Below are 23,214 nucleotides of genomic sequence, written 5' to 3' on the forward strand. Positions count from 1 at the left end.
GGGAAAAAGGCAAGCGCCATGAGGGAGATAATAGCAGGATCGCCGGTTTTGACCCTATTCCGGCGATTTTGTCTCGGATTTGCTGTTAATCAGCCCGACGCCGAACAGAATAAACAGCGTGCCCAACGTTTTCAGCAGCGTAGCGGATTCGTTAAACCACGGCAGGATCACCGCCGCCAGATAGACCAGCGCGTAGCTAACGCTCAACAGAGGATAAGCACGATTTAACGGCAGATGGCGCAGCGCGAAAAACCAACACAGCATCGACAGCGCATAGCCGAAGATGCCGCCGCCCACCGCCAGCAGCGGTAGCCAGTAATTGCCGATCAACGCCAACGAGACATCGGCGAACGACATCAGCGGGATCTGCACCATGCCCCACTTCATCAGCAACTGCGCCAGCGTCACCAGCAGTACGCTGGCGGCGCCCCAGGCATAGCCCTTCATGAATGCACGCTCATCAGCAGGATCCCCAGCATAATCGACGCCACGCCGCACCAGTGGCGAGCGGTCGTCGGCTCATGAAACAGCCAGCGCGCCGCCAGCGTCACCATCACGAAGTTAAGGCTGAGCATCGGGTAAGCCAGGCTGAGCGGCAGACGTTGCAGCACATTGAGCCACACCGCCATGCCCAGCCCCAGCAGCAGCACCGCCAGCGCCAGCCAGCGCAGCGTCTGTTTCAGCCGCGCCTCGCCCGCCCGTTCCCAACAGTGCGCCGCCTGTTTCTGGCACAGCTGCCCACCACAGGTGAGCAGACTGACCACTATCACCAACAGAAAACCGATCATGGTTGCTGTTTATACCACATCAGCACCAGGCGGTTCATGCGATCCACCTTGTCTGCGGCAGGCAGCTCCTGCGGCAGCGCTTCGCCACGTGACAGTTGCAGCACCAACGATACGTTCCCCTGCTTACGCGCCTGCGCCAGCCACTGCGGGAAATCGGCATCGCTGATCAGGTGGCCTTTGGCGTCCGGATACTCCAGACCATAGGCCACCTCGCCTTTCTGGCTGTACATCAGCACGTCGCTGCGCTTCAGCTCCCAGGCCAGGCCGGCCGCCAGCCCAACGCTGTCGCTTAGCACGTAACGACTGTCGCCCAGTTCGGCCATCGTGGCGCGGGCGAAGTTTTGCGGCAGTTTGGAATCGGTCACCTGTTGCGGAATGGCGTAACCGATCACCAGGCACAGCAGCACCGGGCAAGCCGCCGCCCAGCGCCATTGGCGGCCGTTATCGCGTGCGGAAACCAATGCGAACAGCAGCCAACCACCGAAGGCGATCAGGCCGAGCACCACTTTCGGCCACTCTTGGGGAGTAAACAGATGCGCTTTCGGCAGCAGACCGGAGCTCAACACCACCAGCGCCACGATGCCAATCAGCCCGAACAGGCCGTTCAACCAGGCATTGGCCTTGAACAGCTTGGCGCGCAGCGTGGCGGCATAGTCTTCCGCATAGGCGGTCATCAGCAGCGCCAGCGGCGCCATGCACGGCAGAATGTAGGTCGGCAGCTTGCCTTTGGCGATGCTGAAGAAGATCAACGGCATCATCGCCCAACTCAGCAGGAAGAACAGCTCCGGGCGCTGCACGCGCTCGCGCCAACCTTTGAGCAGCGCGCCGGGCAGCAGCGCCAGCCAAGGCAGCACCGCCGCCAGCAGAACCGGCAGGTAATACCAGAACGGCGCCTTGTGTTGAGCATTATCTTCGGCGAAACGCTGAATATGCTCGACCCAGAAGAAATAATTCCAGAAGTCGGGTTCGCGTTGCGCGATCGCCAGCGCCCACGGCAGGCTGAGCAGCGTCGCGGTCACGATCGCCACCGGGCCATAGCACAGCAGATCCTTGATGCGGCGTTGCTGGATAACGATCGGGATCACCGCGATCACCGGCACCGCCAGTGCCAGGAAGCCCTTGGTCATAAAGCCCATGCCGCAGGCCAAGCCCAGCAATGCGTAAGCGCCCAGTTTTCCCTTGACCGAGGAGGCCTTCAGCGTCAGGTAATAACTGACCATCGCCGCCGCCAGCCACAGCGAGATCATCGGATCCAGCACGCTGTAGGTGCCGATGCTGAACACCAGCACCATCGACAGGAACATCAGCGCCGCCAGGCTGGCGCGGCGCGCATTGCGCCACATCAGCATCGCCAGCGCGAACACCAGCAGCGCGGTCATGCCGGTGCTGAACACCGAGCCGAAACGCACCGCAAAGTTGTTTTCGCCAAACAGCCACTGGCTGATGTTATTGAACCAGTAACCCGCTACCGGCTTTTCGAAATAACGCAGCCCCAGCAGGTGTGGCACCACCCAATCGCCGCGCTGCAGCATTTCACGACTGATCTCGGCATAACGCGTCTCATCCGGCTGCCACAGCAGGCGGCCGTTAAGCGGGATCAGGTAAACCAGAGCAAAAAAAACGGCCAGCAGAATGGCCCAGGATCCTTTTAGCGCCTTCATGTAACGTCCTTCACATCGGTTTGACAGCCCAGCCAACCTTCGCGGCCGGGGAAAGGAGCACGCTTGATGCGGCCCAACGGCAGTGACGCCAAATCTTGTGGTAACAGCGCGCTAAGCGGACAGAATTCGATGCCCTGCTGCCGTGCGCGTTGCAATAACTGTTCGAACATCGCCGCTTGCGACATGCCTTCCACTTCGGTGTGAATGGTGTACACCGGCACGCCGCGATCGTTCTCGATGGCGCGCAGAATGTAGTCGTTGAAGTCGGCCATGCTGACTTCGCTGCCGATCACTTCGTCGAAGGTCGGCAACGTCACCGGGATCTGCACCGTGCCGTGGCGCCCGTCGCTCAGCACCGGACGGAACGGATGGGTGCCGCGGCAATCGCTGTTGTAATGAAAGCCGAAGCGCTGCTTGACCTCCAGCACGCGCGTATCGGCACGCCAGCCCGCCACTGCGGAGCATTTCACCGGCTGGCCGGTGCTGGCGCTCAGTGCGTCGACGCCCCGCTGCACCTGTTCGGTCAGCTGCGCTTCGCTCCACTTGCCAACCTTGGCCTGCCACCCTTGGTGATCCCAGGCGTGCAGCCCGACTTCATGGCCGGCTTCGGCGGTGCGCTTCATCAGCGGCCCCAGCGCGCGTGAAATGTTGCGCCCCGGCCAGGCGGTACCAGCCAGCAGAATATCCAGCCCATACAGCGAGGCGGCGTTCGAACGCAGCATTTTCCACAGAAATTTCGGACGCAAAAGGCGCCAAAGATGGCGCCCCATGTTGTCCGGTCCCACGCTGAAGAAGAAGCTGGCCTGAATGTCGTACTTGTCGAACAGGTCCAGCAACTGCGGCACCCCTTCACGGGTGCCGCTGAAGGTATCTACATCAACCCGCAGACCGACTTTCTTCATGCACCGTTCCCTTCCTGAACGGTAGTGCGCAAGAAGTAGTCCAGCGTATCGGCGACGGTTTGCTTCATCTCGATGGTTGGCTGCCAGCCCAGCAGGCGGTGAGCGTTCTTGATGCTCGGCGTGCGGTGCTCGACGTCCTGGTAACCTTTACCGTAGTAGCTGCTGCTCTCCACGTCCTTGAAGCCGGCAAACGGCGGGAAGCGGTCGCGCAGCGGGTGGTTGTTGAAGCTTTCCAGCAGCATTTCCGCCAGCTCGCGGATGCTCGCTTCGTTGGTCGGGTTGCCGATGTTGACGATCTGGCCGTCGCACAGGCCATCACGGTTCTCAATGATGCGGAACAGCGCTTCGATGCCGTCGTTGATGTCGGTGAAGCAACGTTTCTGTGCGCCGCCGTCCATCAGTTTGATCGGCGAACCTTCCACCAGGTTGAGGATCAGCTGGGTGATGGCGCGGGAAGACCCGATGCGCGCGGCGTCCAGGTTATCCAGACGCGGCCCCATCCAGTTGAACGGACGGAACAGCGTGAACTTCAGGCCTTCTTTGGCGCCGTAAGCCCAGATCACCCGATCCAGCAGCTGTTTGGAGACCGAGTAGATCCAGCGTTGTTTATTGATTGGCCCGACGATCAGACGCGAATGGTCTTCATCGAACTCTTTGTCGTCGCACATGCCGTACACTTCTGAGGTGGACGGGAAGATGATGCGCTTGTTGTATTTCACGCAGTCGCGAACGATCTTCAGGTTCTCTTCGAAGTCAAGCTCGAACACGCGCAGCGGGTTACGGGTGTATTCGATCGGCGTCGCGATCGCCACCAGCGGCAGCACCACGTCGCATTTCTTGATGTGATACTCGATCCACTCGGAGTGGATGCTGATGTCGCCTTCCACGAAGTGGAAACGCGGGTTGTCGAGGAAGCGGCTGATGGCGTCAGAGCCGATATCCAGGCCGTAGATGTCGTAGCGATCGTCACGCAGCAGGCGTTCGGTCAGGTGGTTACCGATGAAGCCGTTAACCCCGAGGATCAGCACGCGAGTACGGCGTTTCATTACGGCATTCGGCTTGGCGGCCAGGCGCACGTCGGTGACGATGCCCATTTCTTGCGCCAGGCGGCTGCCCTGCACGTACAGACCGCTGTCGTTCTGGCCGGCGACGATCTCCAGCGCGCCTTCGCCACAGGCGATGACCAGCGGCGAGGCGCTCAGCACGGTGCCCGGTTGTTTATCATGTTGGGTATCCAGCACGCGGGAGCGCCAGACGATCAGCTTGCGCTGGCCGAGGTAGCTGAATGCGCCCGGGTACGGTTCGGTGACGGCGCGTACCAGGTTGTTGATCTCTTTGGCGGACTTGTGCCACAGGATCTCGCCGTCCGCTGCGGTGCGGCGGCCGAAGTAGCTGGCCTGAGACTCATCCTGCTTGGTGAAGGTGGCGGTGCCGTTCTTCAGTTTCGGCAACTGCTCTTGCAACACGACCTGCGCGGCTTCCAGCACTTTTTTGTGCAGCGTCAGCGCGGTGTCGTTGTCTGCGATGGTCACTTTCTGCTGACCAACGATGTCGCCGGCATCCGGGCGTTTCACCATCTTGTGCAGCGTGGCGCCGGTTTCAGTTTCGCCATTCACCAGCGCCCAGTTCACCGGGGCGCGGCCACGGTAGTGCGGCAGCAACGAACCGTGCAGGTTGAAACCGCCCTGCGGCGCCAGCGACAAGATCTCGTCGCTCAGCATGTGGCGGTAGTAGAACGAGAAGATCACGTCCGGCTGCAGTGCGCGGATGCGGTCAACCCATAGCGGGTGATTTACGTCTTCCGGCGCATAGACCGGCAGATCCAATTCGGCGCCCAAACGGGCCACGGAGGAGAAGAAATTGTTCTCACCAGGGTCGTCGGTGTGCGTGAATACGGCCTGCACGTCATAACCCGCCTCAGTCAGCGCTTTCAGACCTGCGCAGCCAATATCGTGGTAAGCAAATACAATAGCTTTCATCATTCTTCTTCCTGAGTATTGTGGTCCTGCTGTGCACCGACCACTTTCTGAACAAAATAGCGAGGACGCGCACGCACGTCGGTATAGATGCGGCCGATGTATTCACCCAGTAGCCCCATGCCAACAAACTGGGCGCCGATAAAGGTGAACAGCACGGCGAAGAGGGTGAACACGCCGCCGGCGGCCCATTCAGGGCCGAGCAGCAGACGCAGCGCAATCAGCACCAGTGCCAATACAAACCCGGACAGCGCCACGATGCTGCCGACCACGCTGAGCAAACGCAGCGGCGTAGTGGTCAGGCAGGTGATCAGGTCGTACATCAGGTTGATCAGCTTCATCAGGCTGTACTTGGAGTCGCCAAACTCACGTTCGGCGTGACGCACGTCGATCTCGGTCGTGCGACGGGCGAAGGTGTTCGCCAGAATCGGGATAAAGGTGCTGCGCTCGTGGCAGTGCAGCATCGCCTCAACGATATGACGACGGTAGGCACGCAGCATGCAGCCATAGTCCCCCATCGACTTGCCGGTGGCGCGTTGAATCATCATATTGATCACGCGCGAGGCGCTTTTGCGGAACCAGGAGTCTTGACGGTTGGCGCGCACGGTGCCCACCACGTCATAGCCCTCTTCCGCCACGCTGACCAGACGAGGGATCTCCTCCGGCGGGTTCTGCAGATCGGCGTCCAGCGTAATCACCAAATCGCCGGTCACCTGATTGAAACCGGCCATAATGGCCGAGTGCTGGCCATAGTTGCGGTTCAGCAGGACAGCGACCACGTTGCTGTCCTGCTTTTCCGCCGCCGCAGTCAGCATGTCGGCGGAATTGTCGCTGCTGCCATCGTCGACGAGGATGATTTCATAGGGTTGAGATAACTGCTTACAGGCGGCAGTAGTGCGTTCCAGCAACGCCGGCAGGCTTTCCTGCTCGTTGTATACCGGGATGACTATCGACACTTTTTTAATCGGTTCAACGCGAGACACGTAAAGACTCCACAACAGAAGACAAGGCATTGACCACGCGATCCACGTCGGCGTCGGTCATATCAGGGAATAGCGGTAAGGTGCACAGCCGCGCCGAGTTCCATTCGGTATTCGGCAACGACAGCTGCGGATAGCGCTCACGGTAGAATTTCTGGGTGTGCGCGGCACGGAAATGCAGCCCGGTGCCGATGCCAACCTCTTTCAGGCGCTCCATCAGCTGGTCGCGATCGAGGCCGCAGCGCTCGGGATCGACGCGCACCATAAACAGGTGCCAGGCGTGGTCATGCGGATAATCCGGCACGCCCAACGGTTGGAACGGCGAGCCTTCCAGCGCGCTCAGGTAGCGCTGCGCCAGCGCCTTGCGACGCGCGTTCAGCTCGGCGAAGCGCGAAAGTTGCACCACGGCGATCGCCGCGTGAATGTCGGACAGATTGTATTTGTACCCCGGTTCCACCACTTCGGCCTGCGGTTTGCGGCCAAGCTGCTGGCGATCGAAGGCATCGACGGCCAGACCGTGGAACTTCAGGCAACGCAGGCGATCCGCCAGCGCATCGTCGTCGGTGGCGATCAGGCCGCCTTCGGCGCAGGTCACGTTTTTGATCGCATGGAAAGAGAAAATCGCCGTGCCGCGCGCGCCGACCCATTCGCCGTTGTAGCGCGTGCCGACCGCGTGGGCGGCGTCTTCGATCAGCGGCAGACCATGGCGTTCGGCCACGGCGCGCAGCGCATCCATCTGCAGGGGGGCACCGGCGTAATGCACCGGAACAATCGCTTTGGTATTCGGGGTGATGGCAGCCTCGACGTCGGCGGCGCTGACCATCAACGTATCGCGGTCAACATCGATCATCACCGGCGTGGCGCCCAGCAGCTCGATCATGTTGAGGGTGGAGACCCAGGTTTGCGAAGGGGTGATGACTTCGTCGCCAGGGCCGACGCCAAGCGCCATTAACGTGATGTGCATGCCCGCCGTGGCGGAACTGACCGCGATGGCGTGCTTACAGCCGAAGGTGGAACAGAAGTCGCTTTCCAGTTGCTGGTTTTGCGGCCCGGTGGTGATCCAACCGGAGCGCAACACTTTCTCTACCGCGGCGATTTCTTCATCGCCGATGGCCGGACGAGAGAAAGGCAAAAATTGATCCATAGTTAACCCCAAACGTATCGAGCTGCTTTTGATGACACTGTAAATCCCTTTCGTTTAACGAATATTAAACGCCAGAGAAGAATCGTTTCCGTGGATTAACTGACAATGTAAGGCCGCAAGCTTAACTAAACCTTAAGACGAGACTCGTCATCAGTGGGAGAACTGATAGGAAGGTGCCGTCATCATTAATTTAAATTTATTATTAAAATCAATTTCTTATATTTATTAATAATTATTTACTTATTTTATTTTTGCCGAATCAAGCGTAGCACGTCATCGACGTTTTTCAAGAAAATCCACGAGAAAATGAGAGGCAGCACAATAATAGCCGATGATTACCCGGCTATTTATATTCACTACGTTTAGTTTTCGTTTACATTTATGCCGCCGGGGCGAATTAAGCCGTGCGGGTCATGATCCAACGCTGGTTCCCCACCCATTGCAGGTGGAAATCCACTTCATAGATCTGCGACAACAGTGCGGGCACCATCACCTCACGGGTGATGCCCTGCGCGACCAACTGCCCAGCGTGCAACAACCAAACCCGATCGGCCTGCTGCAGGGTATGATTCAGATCGTGCGCACACACTAGCGCGCTGCGCCCACTTTGGCAGAATTCGCGCAGCAGGCGATCCAGCGCAACCTTTTGCGCCACATCCAGGCTATTGGTCGGTTCATCCAGCAACAACAATCGGCTATGCGGGTTGACGCTGGGCCACACCTGCAGCAATACCGCCGCCAGTCGCACCCGTTGCCATTCTCCGCCGGAAAGCTGCGCCAGCATGCGTGACAGTTTATCCACCAGCTTCAACCGCTGGCACAGATAGAGGATGGCTTGCTCCACCTCGGTTTGCGCCGCGCCGGCAGGCCGGTGCAACGCCAAATACTGAAACACCGGCATGAGCGACACCGGCGGCTGTTGCTGGCTGAGATAACCGCGTCGGTGCGCCAGCTCGTCGCCCGAATAACCGGACAGCGCGCGTCCGTCCAGGCAGACTTCGCCCTGCCCCGGCAGCATGCCCGCCGCCCGGGCCAGCAAGGTGCTCTTCCCTGCGCCATTTGGGCCGATCAGGTGAACCTGCAACCCGCCGTCAATCTGTGCCGTAAAAGGCGCCAGGCGCCCCGCCACCCCAACCTCAACGAGTTGCAGCATCCGTATTATCCCGCCAGCGCTTGTTTCACCGCCGCCACCAGCGCCGGATCCTCTGGCGTGGTGTCAGGCGAGAAGCGCTGGATCACCGTGCCGTCGCGTGCGATAAGGAATTTCTCGAAGTTCCACAGAATATCGCCGGTATGCTTCGGCGCACGCCCTTTGCTGGTCATCCGCGCCAGGAACTCGCTGCCTTCCGGGGCGACAGCTTCCGGCTGGGCGGCAATCAACGCCTGATACAGCGGATGACGGCCTTCGCCGTTCACCTCAATCTTGGCGAACATCGGGAATTGCACGCCGAAGGTTCCGCGGCAAAACGCCAGGATCTCTTCATTGCTGCCCGGCTCCTGACCCAGAAATTCATTGGACGGGAACCCCAGAACTTCCAGCCCCCGATCGCGATAGGTTTCGTACAGCGCTTCCAGCCCTTCGTACTGCTTGGTCAGGCCGCACTCCGAGGCTACGTTGACCACCAGCAGCACCTTGTCCTGATAGCTCCCCAGCGTGGTGGCCTGATTTTCGATGGTCTGTAACGGCAGATTGTAGATTGGCTTACTCATCGGTTGTCATCCTTTGGTTTTTTAATGGCAGGTGAATAAAGAAAACTACCTTACGCCCTTTGTCCGGGTCAGTAACCAGATAAATAGCGGCGCCCCCAGCGTGGCGGTCACCACGCCGATCGGCAGCTCGGCCGCCAGCAGCGCAACGCGGGCCACCACATCGGCCACCAGCAACACGCCGGCCCCCGCCAGCGCGCAGGCCGGCAACAGATAGCGCTGGTCAGTCAGGCCCGTGAGCCGCAAAATATGCGGGATCACCAGGCCGACGAAGCCGATCACCCCGGCCAGCGCTACGCTGACACCGACCAGCCAGCCGATCGCCAGCACCAGCAGATTGCGCCACAGATGCAGCGACAGCCCGAGCTGTCGCGCCTGCACCTCGCCCAGCGCCATCAGATTGAGCACCCGCCCCTGGCCACACAGCCACAGCAACACCGGCAGCAGCGCCAGCACCAGCCACTTTTGGCGCCAGTCTACGCCGCCGAAGCCGCCCATCATCCAGTACATCAGCTGCCGCAGATCGAGACTGGTACTGAAATAAACGGCCCAGGTCATCAGCGCGCTACACACGATGCCCAGCGCCACGCCGACCAGCAACAACCGCGCATTGGTCAAGCGTCGCCGGCGAGCAAAGCCCAACAGCAAGAAAGTCATCACCAGCGCACCGACTATCGCGGCGGCGCTCATCAGCGCCACCGGCAACAAACCGTGCCCCAACAACACCGTCAGCACCAGCGCGACACCGGCGCCGTTAGCGACGCCCAGCAGACCGGGCTCCGCCAGCGGGTTTTCAAACAGCGCCTGCATCACCGCGCCCGCCACCGCCAGGGCAGCGCCGACCAGCATCACCGCCAGCGCGCGCGGCAAGCGCAGTTGCCAAACGAACAGTTGCGCCCGTTCGCTGAACCATTCTGACGGCCATATCCATTGGTCGCCGGCGCAAAGGCTGAACAGTAAAGCCACCGCCACGCCCAGCGCCAACAGACTGACCTGGCGTTTATCGCAGTAACGTTGATGTTGCAACAGTAAGGTGAAGGTACGGCTGGTTGGCATGGCGCGGCGATTCCCTGCCGGCCGCTGTCGTGGCCGGATAATTGACGTCTGAGTCGAATATTAGGGGGTTAACGCCGCAAGGGGAAGCCTTGCGTAGGCGATGGCGCAGGAAAGCAGCGGCTGGTCCTGCCCGTCATCGCAACGATGATGGCAAAACCAGCCGCCGATAAACTCAGGGATTAACGATGCGGGCCGGCGTTGCCCGGTGGATAAGGCTGACCGCGGCCGCCATCACGGCGGTCATGGTCACTACGATCGTCATGACGGCGGTCGTGGTCGCGATTATCGCGATCGCCGTGGAACGGATTGCCGCTGCGTGCCGGCTGGCGATGTTCATAGCCACGCGGCGGCGAAGGTTGCCAGCGTCCGCCGTCCCAGTACAGACCGCGCGCATTGCGCTCCCCCAGACCTCGGCCCTGGTGCGCATGCCACCACTGCGGTGGGCGCCAGTCGTAGCCATCCCAGTAGTAGCCGCGGCGGTCCTGATCCCCCAGGTGCAGAGAAACGCCCGGCACGTTGATATCGACGGAGACATCGGCCTGTGCCGCCAGCGGCAGCAACAGAGGGAAACACACCAGCAACAGGATCTTTTTCATTTTGCCTTCTCACTCTATTTTTCTTGCTGCAGTGGTTATATCAGCGCATTTATTTAACGACTATCTCATCGATGCCTATTTTCAGATCGTTTTCGACGGCCTTACACAATCCCTACACTGTTTGCCGCCGCCTTTAATTATCATAGCCACTGACAAGGCTTAATGAATTGCTGACATCGCTTAAGCGACGCGACAATTATAATTAACCGGATTCCCATCGGAGGATAATAAAATGATTAAACGTATAGGTAGGTTGTTAGCCGTTGTAGCCTTGGCCTCAAGCCTCAGCGCCTGCTGCTGGGGCCCTCACTGGGGCGGCGGCCACCGCGGCGATGGCCCTGGCCATTATTACGGCCGTTACTGAGGAGAGAAAATAGATTCACTCATCAACAATAATAAGATATAAGAATATTCCGCAACTGAGGTTAAATTAATCCCCCATACCGACTTAACGAACAAATTTAATAGTCGCCTTGAGAATTAGGAATAAACTGAATTTTGTCCCAGAAAAGAAAAAGGCCGCGCAAGCGGCCTTTTTTGATGTCACGTCACTCACCCTTTCGGGCTGGCGTTTTCTACCCGGCTTTTCAGCTTCTGCCCCGGACGGAAGGTCACCACGCGGCGCGCCGTAATCGGAATGTCTTCGCCGGTCTTCGGGTTACGCCCCGGACGTTGGTTCTTGTCACGCAGATCAAAGTTGCCAAAACCCGACAGTTTTACCTGTTCGCCATTCTCAAGGGCCCGACGGACCTCTTCAAAGAACAGTTCCACCAGGTCTTTGGCGTCCCGTTTGCTAAGCCCAAGCTTCTCAAACAGGTGTTCTGACATTTCAGCTTTAGTAAGCGCCATAGGTTCAATCCCTCAAGGATGCTTGGAATCGCTGTTTTAGAGCCTCTACGCATTTTGCAACGGTAGCGGCTATCTCCTCTTCTTCCAGTGTACGAGCGGTATCCTGCAATACCAGACTGATAGCCAGGCTCTTGTCACCTTCTGCCACGCCCTTGCCACGGTACACGTCAAACAAGTTTACGCCAACTACCTGATTTGCGCCAACTTTCTTACACTCGGCCAAAATATCTTCTGCGGGGACGTTTTCAGCCACCACAACAGCGATATCACGGCGGTTTGCCGGGAAGCGCGAAATCTCCCGCGCCTGAGGCACGGCGCGGCTCGCAAGCTTGTTCCACTCCAGTTCAAACACCACGGTGCGGCCGTTAAGATCCAGTTTACGTTCAAGTTCCGGGTGAACCACACCGATGAAACCAACGCGTTCGCCGTGCAAATAAATCGCCGCACTTTGCCCTGGATGCAGGGCCGGATTGGCTTCCGCCCGGAACTGAATTTCGGATAATTTACCGGTCAGCTCGAGGACAGACTCCAGATCCCCTTTTAAATCATAGAAGTCGACGGGCTTGCGCGCCAGATCCCAATGTTCATCGTGCGTATGGCCGGCGATCACGCCTGCCAGCATGACGTCCTGACGGATACCCAGATTTGCCGCACTATCAGGCACAAAGCGCAGGCCGCTTTCGAACAGGCGCAGACGCGTCTGCTGGCGGTTCTGGTTGTACACTACCGCGGACAGCAGGCCGGTCCACAGCGACAGGCGCATGGCCGACATTTCGACCGAAATCGGGCTCGGCAGGATCAGCGCTTCTTCATTCGGATGCAGCAACGCCTGCACTTTCGGATCGACGAAGCTATAGGTGATCGCTTCCTGATAACCGTGATCGACCAGCATGGTCTTCACGCGCTTGAGCGTCAGATCGGCTTCGCGATGCTGGGTCATCACCAGATCGGCACGCACCGGCACATCCGGGATGTTGTCGTAGCCGTAAACACGCGCCACTTCTTCCACCAGATCCTCTTCGATCTCCATATCGAAACGCCAGCTCGGCGCGATCGCTTGCCAGCTGTCGCCCTGCTCGGTCACCTGGCAACCCAGGCGACGCAGAATGTCGCTGACCTGCTCACTCGGCACCACGTGGCCGATCAGGCGATCCAACTTCTCGCGGCGCAGCGTGATGGTGGCGCGCTTTGGCAATTCGTTTTCATCGGTCACGTCAATAATCGGACCGGCCTGGCCGCCACAGATGTCGAGCAGCAGGCGCGTGGCGCGCTCCATCGCTTTGTACTGCAGCGCCGGATCGACGCCGCGCTCATAGCGATGAGAAGCATCGGTGTGCAGGCCGTGACGGCGTGCACGGCCGGTGATCGACAGCGGGCTGAAGAAAGCGCACTCCAGCAGCACGTCCTGGGTTTCCCCGTTGACGCCGGAATGCTCGCCGCCGAAGATGCCGCCCATCGCCAACGCTTTTTGATGATCGGCGATCACTAAGGTGTCGGCGTTCAGTTTGGCTTCGTTACCGTCCAGCAGCGTCAAGGTTTCCCCTTCTTCCGCCATGCGCACCACGATGCCGCCGTCGATGCGGCTCAGATCGAAGGCGTGCATCGGCTGGCCAAGTTCCAACAGCACATAGTTGGTGACGTCGACGACGGCATCGATAGAACGGATACCGCAACGACGCAGTTTTTCACGCATCCACAACGGGCTTGGCGCCTTGACGTCGATGCCTTTCACCACGCGGCCCAGATAACGCGGGCACGCCTGCGGCGCGTCAACGCGGATCGGCAGCGTGGCGTCGATAGTGGCAGCCACCGGGCTCATATCCGGCTCGGTCAGCGCAACCTGGTTCAGTACGCCCACGTCACGCGCAACGCCGATGATGCCCAAGCAGTCGGCGCGGTTCGGCGTGACGCTGATCTCGATGGTGTTGTCGTTCAGTTTCAGATAGTCGCGGATGTCGGTGCCGATCGGCGCATCCAGCGGCAGCTCAATGATGCCGTCATGATCGTCGGAAATGCCCAGCTCGGAGAATGAGCACAGCATGCCTTCCGAAGGCTCGCCGCGCAGCTTGGCGGCCTTGATTTTGAAGTCGCCCGGCAGCACCGCGCCCACGGTGGCGACCGCCACTTTCAGGCCGGTGCGGCAGTTCGGCGCACCGCAGACGATGTCGAGCAAGCGATCGCCGCCCACGTTAACTTTAGTGACGCGCAGTTTATCGGCGTTCGGGTGCTGACCGCACTCGACCACTTCACCCACCACGACGCCGTTAAACGCGCCGGCAACCGGATCCACGCCGTCCACTTCCAAACCGGCCATGGTGATTTGATCGGATAATGCTTCGCTGCTGATGGCCGGGTTTACCCACTCGCGCAACCAGAGTTCACTGAATTTCATGTGATATTCCCGCCTTACTTAAACTGTTTGAGGAAACGCAGATCGTTTTCGAAGAATGCGCGCAGGTCGGTGACGCCGTAACGCAGCATCGTCAGGCGCTCCATGCCCATACCGAAGGCGAAGCCGGAGTAAACTTCCGGATCGATGCCCACGTTGCGCAGCACATTCGGATGCACCATGCCGCAGCCCAGCACTTCCAGCCATTTGCCGTTCTTACCCATCACGTCCACTTCAGCAGACGGTTCGGTGAACGGGAAGTAGGACGGACGGAAACGAACCTGCAGGTCTTCTTCAAAGAAGTTATTCAGGAAATCGTGCAGCGTGCCCTTCAGGTTGGTGAAGCTGATGTCTTTATCGACGATCAGCCCTTCCATCTGGTGGAACATCGGGGTGTGGGTCTGATCGTAGTCATTACGATAAACGCGGCCCGGCGCAATGATGCGGATCGGCGGCTGCTGGTTCTTCATGGTGCGGATCTGCACGCCGGAGGTCTGAGTGCGCAGCAGGCGCGTGGCGTCGAACCAGAAGGTATCGTGGTCGGCGCGCGCCGGGTGATGCCCTGGAATATTCAGTGCGTCGAAGTTATGGTAATCGTCTTCAATCTCCGGGCCGGTAGCGACGGAGAAGCCCAGCTCGCCGAAGAAGGTTTCGATGCGGTCGATGGTGCGGGTCACCGGATGCAGGCCGCCGTTTTCCATGCGACGGCCCGGCAGGGAGACGTCGATGGTTTCAGCCGCCAGGCGCGCGTTCAGCGCGGCGCTTTCCAGCGCGTTCTTGCGCGCGTTCAGGGCGTCTTGCACCTCTTGCTTGGCCTGGTTGATCACCGCGCCGGCCGCCGGGCGGTCTTCCGCCGGTACGTCGCGCAGAGACTGCATCTGCAAGGTGAAATGACCTTTCTTGCCAAAATATTCGACGCGTACCAAATCTAACGCGGCAACATCCTGGGCATCTTCTACGGCTGCCTTGGCACTGGCAACCAGCTCTGCGAGATGTGGCATTGCTTTCCTCTTCCTCTGGCCGGGATGGCCCTAAGTAATTGTTATCTATTATTCGAACACGCCTTTGAGCAATCTTCAAAGACTTTTCAATGCGTTGTCGGCCGGATGGCTCACCTGCGCGGCACAGGGCCGGCTGAGTACCCGCCGTTCTCACCGCAACGCTTTGCAAGGCGAGCCGATGGCCAAAAACAAAAAAGCCTCCACGAGGGAGGCTTAGGCGCTACTTTTCGTTTCTTTTCTTACGCGCAAAGCCTCCTGAAATCAGGCGCTAAAGTAAAAAAAGAAACGAAAAATAGCTGCGTGCATGATTGCGGTACCTTGTCGATGATTGACCACCAGTGATATAGCGGCGGGCAATGAAAGTCAATATTTGTCGCTGAAAACAAAGATTAAAAGAGGGAGCAAGCTCCCTCTTCTACTGACTTACGCCAGAGCTGCTTTCGCTTTCTCAACCAGTGCGCCGAAGGCCACTTTGTCGAAGACTGCGATGTCAGCCAGGATCTTACGGTCAATTTCGATCGACGCTTTTTTCAAGCCGTTGATGAACTTGCTGTAAGACAGACCGTTCTGACGAGCAGCTGCGTTGATACGTGCAATCCACAGCTGACGGAACTGACGCTTACGTTGACGACGGTCACGGTAAGCATACTGGCCTGCTTTGATTACTGCCTGGAAGGCAACACGATATACGCGCGAACGGGCACCGTAGTAACCTTTCGCCTGCTTCATAATTTTCTTGTGACGTGCGCGTGCAATTACACCACGTTTTACGCGAGCCATATGCTCTCTCCTAAAGTCTTATTCTAAATTCAAAAAAAATGGCTTATGCGTACGGCAGGCACGCGGTAACCAGGACCAGATCGTTTTTAGACACCATGCCTTTCGGACGCAGGTGACGTTTACGCTTGGTTGCTTTTTTGGTCAGAATATGACGCAGGTTGGCATGTTTACGCTTAAAACCACCGCTGCCGGTTTTTTTGAAGCGCTTGGCTGCACCACGTACAGTTTTAATCTTTGGCATTTTAATTAAATCCACTTCGCATTGTTAAACAACGAATCAGTTGGGCGAATAAAACCCACACAGCGCAAGCGCCGCGCGGGTTCCATTACTTGTAAGCCTTACTGTTTCTTCTTAGGAGCGAGCACCATAATCATCTGGCGGCCTTCGATCTTCGTAGGGAAGGATTCGACCACTGCCAGATCCATATCTTCACACAGGTCTTTACGGACGCGGTTAAGCACTTCCATACCGATCTGCTGGTGCGCCATCTCACGCCCACGGAAACGCAGGGTGATTTTGGCTTTATCGCCATCTTCCAGAAAGCGAATCAGGTTGCGTAGTTTGACCTGATAGTCGCCATCATCGGTGCCAGGACGGAATTTGATTTCCTTAACCTGGATAACTTTTTGCTTCTTCTTCTGTTCTTTCGTCGACTTGCTCTTCTCGTAGAGGAATTTGCCGTAATCCATGATTCGGCAAACTGGCGGTTCGGCATTTGGGCTGATTTCTACTAAATCAACGCCCGCTTCCTCAGCTTTTTCAAGAGCTTCATTCAGACTGACAATACCAATCTGCTCGCCATCGACGCCGGTTAGGCGAACTTCTTGCGCGCGAATTTCTCTGTTAATGCGATTAGGACGCGCCGGTTGAACTCGTTTTCCGCCTTTAATACTTTATTCCTCCAGTTGATGAAGACTACGGCTGCGAATCTCTTTCAGCAGCTTGTCTACGACTTCGTTTACGTCCAGGCTTCCCAAGTCTTTGCCACGGCGGGTACGAACAGCAACTTTGCCTGCTTCGACCTCTTTGTCACCGCACACCAACATGTAAGGGACTCGACGTAAAGTATGTTCGCGAATTTTAAAGCCAATCTTCTCATTTCTCAAGTCCGCTTTCACGCGAATACCTGCATCCTGCAGTTTTTTGGTCAATTGCTGGACGTAATCAGACTGGCTATCGGTGATATTCATCACCACCACCTGCACCGGAGCGATCCAGGTCGGGTAGAACCCGGCATATTCTTCGGTAAGGATACCGATGAAGCGTTCCATGGAGCCCAAAATGGCGCGGTGAATCATTACCGGCACGACGCGATCGTTGTTTTCGCCAACGTACGATGCGCCCAAACGGCCCGGCAAGAAGAAATCGAGCTGCACGGTACCACATTGCCATGCGCGATCCAAACAATCATGCAGGGTAAATTCAATTTTCGGTCCGTAGAAGGCGCCCTCACCCGGCTGATATTCAAACGGAATGCCGTTCTCGGTCAGCGCGGCGGCCAGGTCTTCTTCCGCACGGGTCCACATGTCGTCGGTGCCGATGCGTTTTTCCGGACGCGTGGACAGCTTGACGGCAATCTTGTCGAAGCCGAAAGTGCCGTACACGTCATACACCATGCGGATACATTCGTTCACTTCGGCGCGCACCTGCTCTTCGGTACAGAAGATGTGGGCGTCATCCTGCGTGAAGCCGCGCACGCGCATCAGGCCGTGCAGGGAACCCGAAGGCTCGTTGCGGTGGCAGCTGCCGAATTCACCCATGCGCAGCGGCAAATCACGGTACGACTTCAGGCCCTGGTTGAAGATCTGCACGTGACCCGGGCAGTTCATCGGCTTGATGCAGTATTCGCGGTTTTCCGACGCGGTGGTGAACATGGCGTCTTTGTAGTTTTCCCAGTGGCCGGTTTTTTCCCACAGCACGCGGTCCATCATGAACGGACCTTTCACTTCCTGGTACTGATACTCTTTGAGCTTCATGCGCACGAAGGCTTCCAGCTCGCGGAAGATAGTCCAACCGTCGTTGTGCCAGAACACCATACCCGGCGCTTCTTCCTGCATGTGATACAGGTCGAGCTGTTTGCCGATCTTGCGGTGATCGCGCTTGGCCGCTTCTTCCAGACGCTGCAGGTAGGCGTTCAGCTGCTTCTTGTCTGCCCAGGCGGTACCGTAGATACGCTGCAGCATTTTGTTTTTGCTGTCGCCGCGCCAGTAAGCGCCGGAGGTTTTCTGCAGTTTGAAATGGTGGCAGAAACGCATGTTCGGCACGTGCGGACCGCGGCACATGTCGACGTATTCTTCGTGGTGATACAGGCCCGGACGATCGTCATGGCTGATGTTCTCATCCAGGATCGCCACTTTATAGATTTCGCCGCGCTCAGCGAAGGTGTCACGGGCTTCTTGCCAGCTGACCTTCTTCTTGATGACGTCGTAATCCTTATCGGCCAACTCGTGCATCCGCTTTTCCAGCAGATCCAGGTCTTCCTGCGTCAGGGTGCGGTCGATGTCCACGTCATAATAAAAACCGTTGTCGATCACCGGACCGATCGCCATTTTGGTATCCGGCCACAGCTGCTTGATCGCATGACCCAGCAGGTGCGCGCAGGAGTGGCGCATGATTTCCAGACCGTCTTCATCTTTGATGGTGATGATGGCCAGCTGCGCATCCGATTCGATCAGATCGCCGGCGTCAACCAGCTCGCCGTTGACGCGGCCGGCGATACAGGCTTTCGCCAGGCCAGGGCCGATATCGCGCGCGACATCCATCGGGGAAACGGGGTGGTCGAAATGACGCTGACTTCCGTCAGGAAGGGTAATAACAGGCATTAATAATTCCTTATCTACAGTGGTGACCCACACGACAGATCACATGCAGTACGAAAATTGGATTTTGGGTTTGGTCAGCCAGGTTTCAGATCTCGCCCACAATTGCCAGATTGAAACCTCACTGGGTATACAGAATGGAACGCATACCTTCTCAGCCGCATTCGGCTAAGCGAATAGTATCACTAAAATTGTTCCGGATAAATAAAGTGCAACCGCCCTCACACTTTCGCCTCATTCGATGCCAAAACGCCTTTCAGATAGCTGAGGGTAGCCAACAGACACAGGCCGTAGCCCAACAGTTCGCACCCCTCTTCCACCATGTTTTTCACCACTCGGTTGTAGCCGTCCAGCATCAGCGTTTGCCACAGCGCGCTCATGCCGAACAGGCGTGAAAACACCAGAATGCACAGCAGGCCGGCGCACATCATGCCGTAGCCGGGATGCGTCACGAAATAGGCCAGACCGCGCACCGTGGCCGCAATATGCCGTGCCGCATGCCACAGGCAGGCCAAGGCGACCGCCAGTGCGAACCACACCCAGGCGCCATGCCACAACGCATCGAACGCGAAGTCCATCTCGCGGATCAGCATGCAGAGAAAGAAGCCGCCAACCAGCAGCCAGGCGGAACGCCGTTCAGCCTGTCGCCGGGCCGCGGCGAAAAAACCGCCGGAGATGGCGAGCAGCAACAGTTCCTGTGCCGCTTCGGTCAGCGAGGTTTCATGAACGAAGTTATGCAGCCAGTGCACATCGATAAACACCAGGCCGACCAATGCCGCCATGAAGGCGGCGGAAAGCGCGAATGCGCCGATTTTCCCCAGTAAAAGATGCAGTTCTTGTTTCATAATCACACTCATTATTATTTACAGCGCATCTATGGTATCCACCTGTTCTCAGGGATCGTGGCAATTGGTGCCTAATGCCCTGAGCCACGCGAAAGGTGGTCGTTAATTACGCCGAAACAATAAAAAAACCCCGGCACCTGGGCCGGGGTGGGGCCAGTCTTTCCTGGCTGTCACTTCATCGTCGTCAGTATTCCAGGCTCTCATCCCTCTATCATCGAGACGCGCAAAGGAGCCCGAAGATTACGCCTGCGCAGGTGATACCGCGATACGGCGGGCATTGGTGTTAACGCCCCACAAGCCTGCCAACGCACTGACCACTGCGCCAATCAACAGCGCAAAGAATGACCATAATGCGGCCCGCGACAATTCGTCTGCAGCAGCGGCAGCCTGTTCGCGCGCCTTCTGTTTCAGCTCCACATACTCCTGTTTTGCCTGATTGATTTTTGCTTCGGCGTCATCCAAACGCTGATTAACCAGCTGCGCAGTTTTATTTTTGGCTTCGACCAAATTCTTCACCGTCTGGTCCACTTCCTGCGGCGTCATATCGGTATTTTCTGCCAAGGCCTTTTTCAGGGCGTCTTGATCCACATCTTGCGAGATGGCCTCACCCTGTTTTTTAAGCTTGGCGACCAGTTGATTAATAATGGCGTCGCTATTGTCAGGCTGAAGTGCCAGGGCTTTTACTGCGTCCGCCAAATCAGTTTTGGCCGCATTCAACTGCTGTTGCATGAATTCAGGCTGCAATGACGGGATACCGCTTTTTTTAAGCGCCGTAACCACATCGCCTTGCAGCTGTTCAGGTTCCAAGGTTGTGTCGATGCCCAACTTGTCAAACACTTTACCGCCGGCGTCCGCCAATCCGGATGCCCCTTTGCCAATCGCTGAACCGGCGCCGGAGAGCAAGCTGCCGGAGGTCGAAGCGATAGCGCCCAGCGCATTGCCGGTCGCCTTCACTGCAGACCCGACCAGCATCCCACCCAGTACCGCCGCCACAATCAGTGACGTAGCCCAGACCAGGAAGCCATGAATAAGTCCGTCATTAGCAGCCAAACGCCCAGCAATAAAAGCGCCGGCGGCCAAACTAATAATGATTGAAACAGCGGACCAAATCACTACGGTGGTACCGGCGCCGTTTATCGGATCGTCTGATGTCGGATCCACGATGGAGAATCCAAGACTGGTGCCTAACGTCGACAGCAACAGTGAAACAGCCAATACGGTGATCACGCCGCCGATGACGCTGCCCCAGGAGATTTTTTTCGCCGCTACCCATTCTTTTGCCACTTCCATAGTAAAACTCCTTTTAAGTTTTCGATTATAAAGAAATGCCAGAAAGCCTTACCATTATAGACTCGCTTCATCAATCAGGCGGTTAAAGGGTGAAAACAGTTAAAAATAATTAATGATAATAACATCAAGAGTGCGTCTACTCTCGCGGCGATACGCTGACAGACCGTCTTAGCATCACTATTCTTACGCTATCCACCAGTGAACAGGGTCTTAGCGCAAAACATGAACCGGTTACTCGCAGCCCTCATCGTGGCGTGCGCGGCATTGGCGACGTTATATGGGCTGGTGCATTTTGGCGCGCGTTCGGTGCCGCGCGCGATCGCGGTCAACGAGGCGCCGCTGGGGTGTGAGGATGAACCTGAGCTCGCCGGCGAGTGCGGCGATGACGATGAGGCTCCCGCCGACCAATTTCGCCGGCCGGCGACGCTGAACGCCCGGGCCGACGGTTAATTAACGTTACGAGCTATCCCCATTGCCGCCAGGCGTACGGCAGGCTAGGCTGTTCAGCTCATGGGCCGCCGTTTGGCGGCTTGAACGTTGCACAGGGAGTCTATTTTATGACGGGTATTTTGCAGTTATTCCAGGCCATCGGACTGGGTTTGGTGCTGCTGTTGCCGCTGGCCAACCCGCTGACCACGGTGGCGTTGCTGCTCGGGTTGTCCGGCAATATGACGCGCGAAGAGCGTAATCAGCAGTCGCTGATGGCCTCGGTTTATGTGTTCTGCATCATGACGGTGGCGTTTTACGCCGGGCAGGTGGTGATGAACACCTTCGGCATTTCGATCCCCGGCCTGCGCATCGCCGGCGGCCTGATCGTCGCCTTCATCGGTTTTCGCATGCTGTTCCCGCAGCAGAGCCCCGAAGACGCGCCGGAGGTGGAGAGCAAGTCGCACGAGCTGCGCCACAAGACGTCGGCCAACATCGCCTTCGTGCCGCTGGCCATGCCGAGCACCGCCGGGCCGGGCACCATCGCGATGATCATCAGCTCGGCATCGAGCGTCAAAGCGAACTCGCTGGGCTTTGAACCCTGGGTGTTGGCCGTGGCGCCGGTCGCCATTTTCCTGACGGTCGCGGTGATCCTGTGGGGCTGCCTGCTCAGTTCCGGCGCCATCATGCGGTTGGTGGGGAAAAGCGGCATCGAGGCGATCTCGCGCCTGATGGGGTTCCTGCTGGTGTGTATGGGGGTACAGTTCATCATCAACGGCGTGCTGGAGATCATCTCCACCTATACGCCGACCGCCTGATCATACAAAACGGGCGCGACATCGCGCCCGTTGCCGTTATTTCCCCGCCGGCGCCTGCGCGCCCAAAATGCCCTTGCCTTCCGGCACTTCGGTAAAGCGACTGAGGATCTCGCTGTAGGTCTTGGCCGGATCCAAATCCGGGAACTGCGCCGGATAGATAAACTTCGCCAGATACTCCAGCCCGACGATGTTGTACGGGTGGTTGTAGAAGTTATGGTAGATGCCGTAGAACCGCCCTTCCTTCACCGCCGACACCTGCGAGAACCCTGGGCGCTGCTTCATGCGGTTGAAGGCCTCATCCACCTGCTGCTGCGTCACGCCATAGCCGAACGGCACCGCGGCATTGGTCTTGCTGGCCCACTGCGAGCCGGAAACGATATACGCATCCGGTTTCATAGCGATCACTTTTTCCAGCGCCACGTCGCCGGTCGCACCCGGCAGCAGCGCAGAACCGATGTTACGCGCGCCGACCGCCTCGACCAGTGCCCCCCAGCCGACGTGCGCATGGGTGAAGCAGCAAGATTCCAGGCCATTCAGGCCGGCCTTGGCTTCGAAGAACACCAACGGTTTGGGTTCCACCGACTGCGTTTTGGCCAGAATGGCCTGATAATGCTGCTGATAATAATCGGTATATTGCTTGGCTTCGCTTTCACGGTTGAGGGTTTCCCCCAACAGCGTCACGCTTTTCGGCGTGTTTTCCACCGGCTTGAGCATGGTATCGATAAACAGCACCGGCACGTTCAGCGCCTTCAGCTTATCCAGCACGCCGGTTTGGCTCAGCGAAGGCTTGGAGCGCAGCTGGGCGATCATCAGATCGGGGCGCTTGGCGATCACGCTCTCCAGATTCACCTCGCCTTTATCGCTGAATCCCATGTCGATGATGTTTTTCGCCGCCGGCCATTTGCTCTGCAAGATTTCCCAGGTCGCCGCGTCGCTTTTCTTCAGCAGGTTATTCCAGGCCACCAGCCGGCCGAACGGGTTGGCGCGATCGAGCAGCGCCAGCGTGAGAATGTCGCGCCCGTCCTGCACCACGATGCGTTTCGGCTCCTGCGGGAGGGTGACCGTCTGGCCGGAGGTGTCGGTCAGGGTCAACGGATAGGTAGTGGCCATCGCCGGAGAGGCGAGTAAGGCGGCGCAGACCAGCGCCGGCAAAGTGATTCGACGGTGCACGAAAGACTCCTTAGTC

At 58.0% G+C, this 23,214-nt stretch carries 24 protein-coding genes and 1 other annotated feature; of the genes, 2 read left to right on the plus strand and 22 right to left on the minus strand.

Going from position 1 to position 23,214, the window contains the following annotated elements:
- Positions 1-54: 54 nt before the first annotated feature.
- From arnF to ACJ8HA_RS07060, 21 genes are all read right to left on the minus strand, one after another.
- The gene (gene arnF, locus ACJ8HA_RS06960; protein ID WP_049205166.1) at positions 55-447 is read right to left on the minus strand and encodes a 4-amino-4-deoxy-L-arabinose-phosphoundecaprenol flippase subunit ArnF; all 393 of its coding nucleotides are present in this window, start codon (positions 445-447) and stop codon (positions 55-57) included.
- The gene (arnE, locus tag ACJ8HA_RS06965; protein ID WP_025302628.1) at positions 444-788 is read right to left on the minus strand and encodes a 4-amino-4-deoxy-L-arabinose-phosphoundecaprenol flippase subunit ArnE; all 345 of its coding nucleotides are present in this window, start codon (positions 786-788) and stop codon (positions 444-446) included. Before arnE ends, arnF begins: the two co-directional genes overlap by 4 nt.
- Positions 785-2,449, minus strand: coding sequence for a lipid IV(A) 4-amino-4-deoxy-L-arabinosyltransferase (arnT, locus tag ACJ8HA_RS06970; RefSeq protein ID WP_025302627.1), 1,665 nt, complete (start codon positions 2,447-2,449; stop codon positions 785-787). Before arnT ends, arnE begins: the two co-directional genes overlap by 4 nt.
- The gene (arnD, locus tag ACJ8HA_RS06975) at positions 2,446-3,351 is read right to left on the minus strand and encodes a 4-deoxy-4-formamido-L-arabinose-phosphoundecaprenol deformylase (RefSeq protein WP_043143382.1); all 906 of its coding nucleotides are present in this window, start codon (positions 3,349-3,351) and stop codon (positions 2,446-2,448) included. Before arnD ends, arnT begins: the two co-directional genes overlap by 4 nt.
- Positions 3,348-5,330, minus strand: coding sequence for a bifunctional UDP-4-amino-4-deoxy-L-arabinose formyltransferase/UDP-glucuronic acid oxidase ArnA (gene arnA / locus ACJ8HA_RS06980; protein WP_043143392.1), 1,983 nt, complete (start codon positions 5,328-5,330; stop codon positions 3,348-3,350). The genes arnD and arnA overlap by 4 nt, the downstream gene beginning before the upstream one ends.
- A complete protein-coding gene (gene arnC, locus ACJ8HA_RS06985; RefSeq protein ID WP_141997921.1) occupies positions 5,330-6,310 on the minus strand; it encodes an undecaprenyl-phosphate 4-deoxy-4-formamido-L-arabinose transferase in 981 nt (326 codons plus the stop codon). Before arnC ends, arnA begins: the two co-directional genes overlap by 1 nt.
- Positions 6,297-7,451, minus strand: a complete 1,155-nt coding sequence (gene arnB, locus ACJ8HA_RS06990) for a UDP-4-amino-4-deoxy-L-arabinose aminotransferase (RefSeq protein ID WP_025302623.1) — start codon at positions 7,449-7,451, stop codon at positions 6,297-6,299. Before arnB ends, arnC begins: the two co-directional genes overlap by 14 nt.
- Before the next feature lie 397 nt (positions 7,452-7,848).
- Positions 7,849-8,604: a vitamin B12 ABC transporter ATP-binding protein BtuD gene (gene btuD / locus ACJ8HA_RS06995; protein WP_049205168.1), complete on the minus strand. Its 756-nt coding sequence runs from the start codon at positions 8,602-8,604 to the stop codon at positions 7,849-7,851.
- A gap of 5 nt (positions 8,605-8,609) precedes the next feature.
- Positions 8,610-9,161: a glutathione peroxidase gene (locus ACJ8HA_RS07000; protein ID WP_025302621.1), complete on the minus strand. Its 552-nt coding sequence runs from the start codon at positions 9,159-9,161 to the stop codon at positions 8,610-8,612.
- A gap of 45 nt (positions 9,162-9,206) precedes the next feature.
- Positions 9,207-10,214 carry a vitamin B12 ABC transporter permease BtuC gene (btuC, locus tag ACJ8HA_RS07005; RefSeq protein WP_164062552.1) on the minus strand — a complete coding sequence of 336 codons (1,008 nt, stop codon included), beginning with the start codon at positions 10,212-10,214 and terminating at the stop codon, positions 9,207-9,209.
- A 179-nt stretch (positions 10,215-10,393) separates the two neighbouring features.
- The gene (locus ACJ8HA_RS07010; RefSeq protein ID WP_442515270.1) at positions 10,394-10,810 is read right to left on the minus strand and encodes a DUF2502 domain-containing protein; all 417 of its coding nucleotides are present in this window, start codon (positions 10,808-10,810) and stop codon (positions 10,394-10,396) included.
- 552 nt (positions 10,811-11,362) lie between these two features.
- The gene (ihfA, locus tag ACJ8HA_RS07015) at positions 11,363-11,659 is read right to left on the minus strand and encodes an integration host factor subunit alpha (RefSeq protein WP_004931414.1); all 297 of its coding nucleotides are present in this window, start codon (positions 11,657-11,659) and stop codon (positions 11,363-11,365) included.
- 4 nt (positions 11,660-11,663) lie between these two features.
- Positions 11,664-14,051 (minus strand): phenylalanine--tRNA ligase subunit beta, encoded by a 2,388-nt coding sequence (pheT, locus tag ACJ8HA_RS07020; RefSeq protein WP_049205172.1) that lies wholly within the window; start codon positions 14,049-14,051, stop codon positions 11,664-11,666.
- 14 nt (positions 14,052-14,065) lie between these two features.
- The gene (gene pheS, locus ACJ8HA_RS07025; RefSeq protein ID WP_043143373.1) at positions 14,066-15,049 is read right to left on the minus strand and encodes a phenylalanine--tRNA ligase subunit alpha; all 984 of its coding nucleotides are present in this window, start codon (positions 15,047-15,049) and stop codon (positions 14,066-14,068) included.
- A gap of 187 nt (positions 15,050-15,236) precedes the next feature.
- Positions 15,237-15,359, minus strand: a sequence feature (Phe leader region).
- Positions 15,311-15,355, minus strand: a complete 45-nt coding sequence (gene pheM / locus ACJ8HA_RS07030) for a pheST operon leader peptide PheM (protein WP_121626058.1) — start codon at positions 15,353-15,355, stop codon at positions 15,311-15,313. (Overlaps the previous feature by 45 nt.)
- Positions 15,360-15,472: 113 nt before the next feature.
- Entirely contained in the window at positions 15,473-15,829 is a 357-nt protein-coding gene (rplT, locus tag ACJ8HA_RS07035) for a 50S ribosomal protein L20 (protein ID WP_004931417.1), read from the minus strand.
- Between the two features lie 43 nt (positions 15,830-15,872).
- Positions 15,873-16,070, minus strand: a complete 198-nt coding sequence (gene rpmI / locus ACJ8HA_RS07040; protein WP_004931418.1) for a 50S ribosomal protein L35 — start codon at positions 16,068-16,070, stop codon at positions 15,873-15,875.
- Between the two features lie 98 nt (positions 16,071-16,168).
- The gene (gene infC, locus ACJ8HA_RS07045) at positions 16,169-16,720 is read right to left on the minus strand and encodes a translation initiation factor IF-3 (protein ID WP_048233542.1); all 552 of its coding nucleotides are present in this window, start codon (positions 16,718-16,720) and stop codon (positions 16,169-16,171) included.
- A gap of 3 nt (positions 16,721-16,723) precedes the next feature.
- Complete coding sequence (gene thrS / locus ACJ8HA_RS07050; protein ID WP_025159696.1) at positions 16,724-18,652, minus strand: threonine--tRNA ligase; 1,929 nt, start codon at positions 18,650-18,652, stop codon at positions 16,724-16,726.
- 218 nt (positions 18,653-18,870) lie between these two features.
- Entirely contained in the window at positions 18,871-19,494 is a 624-nt protein-coding gene (locus ACJ8HA_RS07055) for a hypothetical protein (protein WP_025302616.1), read from the minus strand.
- A 240-nt stretch (positions 19,495-19,734) separates the two neighbouring features.
- A complete protein-coding gene (locus ACJ8HA_RS07060; RefSeq protein ID WP_043143370.1) occupies positions 19,735-20,784 on the minus strand; it encodes a YrzE family protein in 1,050 nt (349 codons plus the stop codon).
- 222 nt (positions 20,785-21,006) lie between these two features.
- On the opposite strand from ACJ8HA_RS07060, the gene ACJ8HA_RS07065 reads away from it, so the two are divergent.
- The gene (locus ACJ8HA_RS07065; protein WP_122016897.1) at positions 21,007-21,234 is read left to right on the plus strand and encodes a hypothetical protein; all 228 of its coding nucleotides are present in this window, start codon (positions 21,007-21,009) and stop codon (positions 21,232-21,234) included.
- Positions 21,235-21,341: 107 nt separating this feature from the next.
- Positions 21,342-22,028, plus strand: coding sequence for a MarC family NAAT transporter (locus ACJ8HA_RS07070; protein WP_049209399.1), 687 nt, complete (start codon positions 21,342-21,344; stop codon positions 22,026-22,028).
- A 36-nt stretch (positions 22,029-22,064) separates the two neighbouring features.
- On the opposite strand, the gene ACJ8HA_RS07075 is transcribed toward ACJ8HA_RS07070, so the two are convergent.
- Positions 22,065-23,198 (minus strand): ABC transporter substrate-binding protein, encoded by a 1,134-nt coding sequence (locus ACJ8HA_RS07075; RefSeq protein ID WP_442515271.1) that lies wholly within the window; start codon positions 23,196-23,198, stop codon positions 22,065-22,067.
- Between the last annotated feature and the right edge of the window lie 16 nt (positions 23,199-23,214).

The sequence above is a fragment of the Serratia sp. CY33802 genome, from assembly GCF_052169095.1.
Classification (GTDB): Bacteria; Pseudomonadota; Gammaproteobacteria; order Enterobacterales; family Enterobacteriaceae; genus Serratia; species Serratia bockelmannii.

Excerpts from the sequence above, each read along its gene's own strand:
- arnF (WP_049205166.1), bottom strand. The coding sequence starts at position 447 with ATGAAGGGCTATGCCTGGGGCGCCGCCAGCGTACTGCTGGTGACGCTG.
- arnE (WP_025302628.1), bottom strand. The coding sequence starts at position 788 with ATGATCGGTTTTCTGTTGGTGATAGTGGTCAGTCTGCTCACCTGTGGT.
- arnT (WP_025302627.1), bottom strand. The coding sequence starts at position 2,449 with ATGAAGGCGCTAAAAGGATCCTGGGCCATTCTGCTGGCCGTTTTTTTT.
- arnD (WP_043143382.1), bottom strand. The coding sequence starts at position 3,351 with ATGAAGAAAGTCGGTCTGCGGGTTGATGTAGATACCTTCAGCGGCACC.
- arnA (WP_043143392.1), bottom strand. The coding sequence starts at position 5,330 with ATGAAAGCTATTGTATTTGCTTACCACGATATTGGCTGCGCAGGTCTG.
- arnB (WP_025302623.1), bottom strand. The coding sequence starts at position 7,451 with ATGGATCAATTTTTGCCTTTCTCTCGTCCGGCCATCGGCGATGAAGAA.
- btuD (WP_049205168.1), bottom strand. The coding sequence starts at position 8,604 with ATGCTGCAACTCGTTGAGGTTGGGGTGGCGGGGCGCCTGGCGCCTTTT.
- ACJ8HA_RS07000 (WP_025302621.1), bottom strand. The coding sequence starts at position 9,161 with ATGAGTAAGCCAATCTACAATCTGCCGTTACAGACCATCGAAAATCAG.
- btuC (WP_164062552.1), bottom strand. The coding sequence starts at position 10,214 with ATGCCAACCAGCCGTACCTTCACCTTACTGTTGCAACATCAACGTTAC.
- ACJ8HA_RS07010 (WP_442515270.1), bottom strand. The coding sequence starts at position 10,810 with ATGAAAAAGATCCTGTTGCTGGTGTGTTTCCCTCTGTTGCTGCCGCTG.
- ihfA (WP_004931414.1), bottom strand. The coding sequence starts at position 11,659 with ATGGCGCTTACTAAAGCTGAAATGTCAGAACACCTGTTTGAGAAGCTT.
- pheT (WP_049205172.1), bottom strand. The coding sequence starts at position 14,051 with ATGAAATTCAGTGAACTCTGGTTGCGCGAGTGGGTAAACCCGGCCATC.
- pheS (WP_043143373.1), bottom strand. The coding sequence starts at position 15,049 with ATGCCACATCTCGCAGAGCTGGTTGCCAGTGCCAAGGCAGCCGTAGAA.
- rplT (WP_004931417.1), bottom strand. The coding sequence starts at position 15,829 with ATGGCTCGCGTAAAACGTGGTGTAATTGCACGCGCACGTCACAAGAAA.
- rpmI (WP_004931418.1), bottom strand. The coding sequence starts at position 16,070 with ATGCCAAAGATTAAAACTGTACGTGGTGCAGCCAAGCGCTTCAAAAAA.
- thrS (WP_025159696.1), bottom strand. The coding sequence starts at position 18,652 with ATGCCTGTTATTACCCTTCCTGACGGAAGTCAGCGTCATTTCGACCAC.
- ACJ8HA_RS07055 (WP_025302616.1), bottom strand. The coding sequence starts at position 19,494 with ATGAAACAAGAACTGCATCTTTTACTGGGGAAAATCGGCGCATTCGCG.
- ACJ8HA_RS07060 (WP_043143370.1), bottom strand. The coding sequence starts at position 20,784 with ATGGAAGTGGCAAAAGAATGGGTAGCGGCGAAAAAAATCTCCTGGGGC.
- ACJ8HA_RS07065 (WP_122016897.1), top strand. The coding sequence starts at position 21,007 with ATGAACCGGTTACTCGCAGCCCTCATCGTGGCGTGCGCGGCATTGGCG.
- ACJ8HA_RS07070 (WP_049209399.1), top strand. The coding sequence starts at position 21,342 with ATGACGGGTATTTTGCAGTTATTCCAGGCCATCGGACTGGGTTTGGTG.